The sequence below is a fragment of the Oceanisphaera sp. genome (assembly GCF_052084945.1).
Classification (GTDB): Bacteria; Pseudomonadota; Gammaproteobacteria; order Enterobacterales; family Aeromonadaceae; genus Oceanimonas.
On record NZ_JBQDEX010000164.1, the window covers coordinates 1 to 4,027 of the forward strand.

At 46.9% G+C, this 4,027-nt stretch carries 6 protein-coding genes; 4 read left to right on the top strand and 2 right to left on the bottom strand.

The genetic code is table 11. The annotated features are described in order from the left end of the window. The first annotated feature begins 18 nt into the window (after positions 1-18). The 3 genes from ACTHY5_RS11410 to ACTHY5_RS11420 all read left to right on the top strand — a co-directional run bounded on the left by ACTHY5_RS11410 (position 19) and on the right by ACTHY5_RS11420 (position 2,352). Positions 19-795 (top strand): ABC transporter substrate-binding protein, encoded by a 777-nt coding sequence (locus ACTHY5_RS11410; RefSeq protein ID WP_441879738.1) that lies wholly within the window; start codon positions 19-21, stop codon positions 793-795. 129 nt (positions 796-924) lie between these two features. Continuing rightward, on the top strand, positions 925-1,659 hold the full coding sequence (locus ACTHY5_RS11415; protein WP_441879741.1) for an ABC transporter permease: 735 nt from the start codon (positions 925-927) through the stop codon (positions 1,657-1,659). A 3-nt stretch (positions 1,660-1,662) separates the two neighbouring features. Beyond that, positions 1,663-2,352, top strand: coding sequence for an ABC transporter permease (locus tag ACTHY5_RS11420; RefSeq protein ID WP_441879744.1), 690 nt, complete (start codon positions 1,663-1,665; stop codon positions 2,350-2,352). Between the two features lie 63 nt (positions 2,353-2,415). On the opposite strand, the gene ACTHY5_RS11425 is transcribed toward ACTHY5_RS11420, so the two are convergent. Continuing rightward, positions 2,416-2,793 carry a DUF2069 domain-containing protein gene (locus tag ACTHY5_RS11425; protein ID WP_441879747.1) on the bottom strand — a complete coding sequence of 126 codons (378 nt, stop codon included), beginning with the start codon at positions 2,791-2,793 and terminating at the stop codon, positions 2,416-2,418. Then, a complete protein-coding gene (arsC, locus tag ACTHY5_RS11430) occupies positions 2,793-3,140 on the bottom strand; it encodes an arsenate reductase (glutaredoxin) (RefSeq protein ID WP_441879750.1) in 348 nt (115 codons plus the stop codon). The genes ACTHY5_RS11425 and arsC overlap by 1 nt, the downstream gene beginning before the upstream one ends. Before the next feature lie 118 nt (positions 3,141-3,258). Here arsC and ACTHY5_RS11435 point away from each other — a divergent pair, with 118 nt between their 5' ends. Then, positions 3,259-3,726: a TlpA disulfide reductase family protein gene (locus ACTHY5_RS11435; protein WP_441879753.1), complete on the top strand. Its 468-nt coding sequence runs from the start codon at positions 3,259-3,261 to the stop codon at positions 3,724-3,726. Positions 3,727-4,027: the final 301 nt, after the last annotated feature.

The window sequence follows — 4,027 nt, forward strand, 5'->3', positions numbered from 1 at the left end:
AATACAAGGAGTAAGCAGATGAAAAAGTGGATAGTGGCAGGTGCCATAATGGCGACGTTTGCAGCGGGCTCTGTGCAAGCCAAAGAATGGAATACCGTGCGTTTTGCCATTGAAGGGGCGTATCCGCCTTTTTCTTGGACAGATAAAGAGGGGGAGTTGCAAGGTTTTGACGTTGATATGGCCAATGCGCTTTGTAAACAAATGGCGGTAAAATGTGACCTCGTTGCCCAAGATTGGGATGGCATTATTCCTGGTTTATTAGCTCGTAAATACGATGCGATTCTTGCGGCCATGTCGATTACCGAACAGCGCAAGCGCACTGTAGACTTTACTGATAAATATGCCTTGGTGCCCAATAAGTTTGTGGCTAAAAAAGGCACTAAGCTGGACTTGAGTGCTGCAGGCCTTAAGGGCAAGCGAGTAGGGGTGCAAATTGCCACCACCCACGACAAATACTTGAGTGATAATTTTGGCAAAGACGTCAGCCTAGTGCGCTATGGCACTGCCGATGAAGCCTACCTTGATTTAAAAGCAGGGCGTGTCGACTATGTGTTTTTAGACGCTACCGCCATTGAAGAGGGCTTGTTAAATAAAGAGGGCGGCGATCAATTTGAGTTTGTTGGCCCCTCGGTGACCGATGAACAATGGTTTGGTGATGGTTTTGGTATTGCGGTGCGCAAGCAAGATAAGGATCTAAAGAAGATGCTGAACCAAGCCATTCAAGACCTGCGTGATAACGGCCAATATGAGGCGGTTAATAATAAGTATTTTGAGTACGATGTTTACGGAGAATAAACCGCTCACATCAGGCTTAGGATATATCGTTGGATAAACAGATGTGGCTAAGTTGGGTATCAGCTTGGCCACTTTTGTTATCAGAGAAAGTCAATACGAACAACAACAGCCAACAACAAGGATAGGGTTATGTTGGGTTTGCAAGGATACGAAGGTGCTTTGCTAGAAGGCGCTGGGCTGACGATACAGGTGGCTCTGTTTTCATTATTATTGGCAGTCACTCTTGGGCTGCTAGGAGCGCTTGCCAAGTTGTCGGCATTTTTGCCGCTGCGTTGGCTCGCTACGGGCTACACCACCATTATTCGCGGTATTCCTGATTTAGTCTTGATGATGCTGATCTTTTTTGGCGGTCAGGTTTTACTTAATAACTCTTTATATTCACTGAATGAACACCTTAACCACTGGGTGGGTGGGCAGGACCCTGCTCATGAGTGGGTAAGCTATGTGCCTGATTATATAGAAATAAGCCCTTTTATTGCCGGTATTCTAACCATAGGCTTTATTTTTGGTGCTTATATGGCAGAAACCTTTCGCGGTGCTATTTTAGCGGTTGATACAGGAGAGCTAGAAGCGGCTCGCGCTTATGGTATGAGTCGAACTAGGGTACTGCGTCGGGTGTTATTTCCACAAATGATACGCCATGCCTTGCCGGGGCTGGGTAATAACTGGTTAGTGTTACTTAAAACCACCGCCTTGGTGTCTATTATTGGGTTAGACGACATGGTACGTAAGGCATCCTTAGCGGCCGGTGCCACTCAGCTACCTTTTACGTTTTATATGGCGGTGATATTTTTGTTGTTTACCACGCTTTCAACCTCACTGTTAAAGTGGGCTGAGCGTCATTATGCAATAGCGGCGAGGTAAGTCATGGATGTTACTATTATCGCCAGCGAATGGCCTGTGTACTGGCAGGGATTTTATACCACCCTATGGCTGGTGGGGGTGTCGCTTATTATTGGCTTGCTGATAGCGGTGCCGCTGGGTATTTGTCGTAATAGTCGCTACTGGGTATTAAAAGTACCGGCTTGGGCCTACATTTATTTCTTTCGTGGCACGCCCTTATTAATACAGCTGTTTCTTATTTACTATGGTGCCGGACAATGGACTTGGCTGCGCGAATCTATTGCGTGGGAGTTATTTAGCCAAGCGTGGTTTTGTGCCATTTTAGCCTTCACCCTAAATACCAGCGCTTATACCGCCGAGATCCTTCGTGGTGCACTTAATGCCATGCCCAAAGGGCAAGTCGAAGCGGCGTATGCGTATGGTATGAGTCGATTAACCACCTTAAGGCGCATTATTTTACCCAATTCATTTCGCCGAGCCTTACCGGCTTACAGCAATGAAGTGATTTTTATGTTGCACGGCTCAGCCGTCGCTGGGGTGATCACCATAGTGGATTTAACTGGTGCGGCACGCATTGTTAACTCTCGCTACTATTCACCTTTTGAGGCGTTTTTGGCGGCGGGATTGTTATATATGAGCCTGACTTTTTTACTGGTTTGGGGCTTTCGTCGGCTTGAACATCGCTGGTCTAAGCATTTGCAGCCCAGCCTATAAGCCGTAACACAGAAAACCCGAGCCAGCAGACTCGGGTTTTATGAGCGGTGACAGTTGTTGTTGTTACGCTTTTTTCTTGCGACGAATACTTAAGCCTAACTCGCGGCCACGCAGCTTGGCGTAATACATATTGCCGATAAACATGGTCGTGGCCAATATTAGCTCTATCACCGCCAGCCAGCGCTCGCCTTCATCTGACCAAAGTAATACACCGCCATGTAAAAAATACGGCATCAGCATGTAAACGGCCCAAGCATGGGTATAAGGGTTGCCACTTAACATGCCTTTAATGGGGATCAACAACCAAGGTAGCCAAATAACCAGCATAAAAGTGACACTAAGTTGTGGATGAGGAGAAATAACCCCATGCCAGAGGATCACCCATAACAGTAAACCAAAATAGCCAATCAGTGCCAGTAAGCGTGCCCGTTTTGTGGTCATTATATAATATCCAATACTTGCTCGGGTGGGCGGCCAATAGCGGCCAAGTTGCCGTTTACCACAATAGGGCGTTCAATCAGTTTAGGCTGGCTTACCATGGCATTAATAAGGGCTTGCTCATTTTGTTCATCAGCTAATGCTAGCTCTTTATAAAGGGCTTCTTTGGTGCGCATCAGTTGGCGAGCCGAGCTCATACCTAACAGTGACAAGAGTTGCGTTATTTGCTCTGCATCAGGCGGAGTCTCTAGGTATTTGATAACCTTAGGGGCAAGTCCTTTTTCTTCGAGTAAGGCAAGGGTCTCTCGGCTTTTTGAACAGCGGGGATTATGATAAATACATAGGCTCATTAATAAACTCCTGTGACAATGCGCGCAATATAATGCCAGTGACTAATGGTAACGCAAACGATGTTAACATTGGACTATGGTAAAAGAGAAAGATTTACCCATATCTAACGTGAGTGACATGAATATGAAAAAATATAGCGCTGGCTTTTTTATTTTATGTGCCGCCTTATTGTCTTTGGCAGGCTGTGGTGAGAAAGCCAGCTTGACCTTGGCCAATGGCGAACAACAAACATTAAGCGATTATCGTGGTCAATGGTTGGTGGTGAACTACTTTGCCGAGTGGTGCGCCCCTTGCTTGCGTGAAATGCCACTGCTTAATGAGTTAACGGCCAGTGAGGGCCCTAAGGTGTTGGCAGTCAGCTTTGATAGCCTATCTGAAGTGCAGCTGGCCAAGCTTGCTGATCGTTATGATATGGCGATGCCTGTTGTAAAATCATTAGCCGGAGATTGGCCCTTCGACAGGCCTAATGCTTTGCCTACCACAATGATATTAGACCCTAAAGGTAACTTGGTAGACAGCATTCAAGGGGAGCTAGAGCCCGACGATCTGACCCGCCTAAAAGCCGCCTATTGGGGGAAAAAATAGCGCCCAGCGCCCAGCACCAAGCGCCTAGCTAAAACAAAATCCAGTTTTTCTTTACGTAAAGCGGTCGGCGTTATACCAATCTAAGTAAAAATGTGATCTGATTTAAAGCTGGACCGAGAGGAAACAGAGTCACCTTCCACGACACGCCACTGGGCTAGCCATCTTTGCTGTGTAACAACTGCGAATATTCACTGGATATTCGTTTTATTACCCAGCAAAGATACACGCCAGCAAGCTGGCCCATCGGGGCTCGGGAAATGCCATCCGACCGCCATGGAAGGCGGAAGTGTCGAAATGGCAG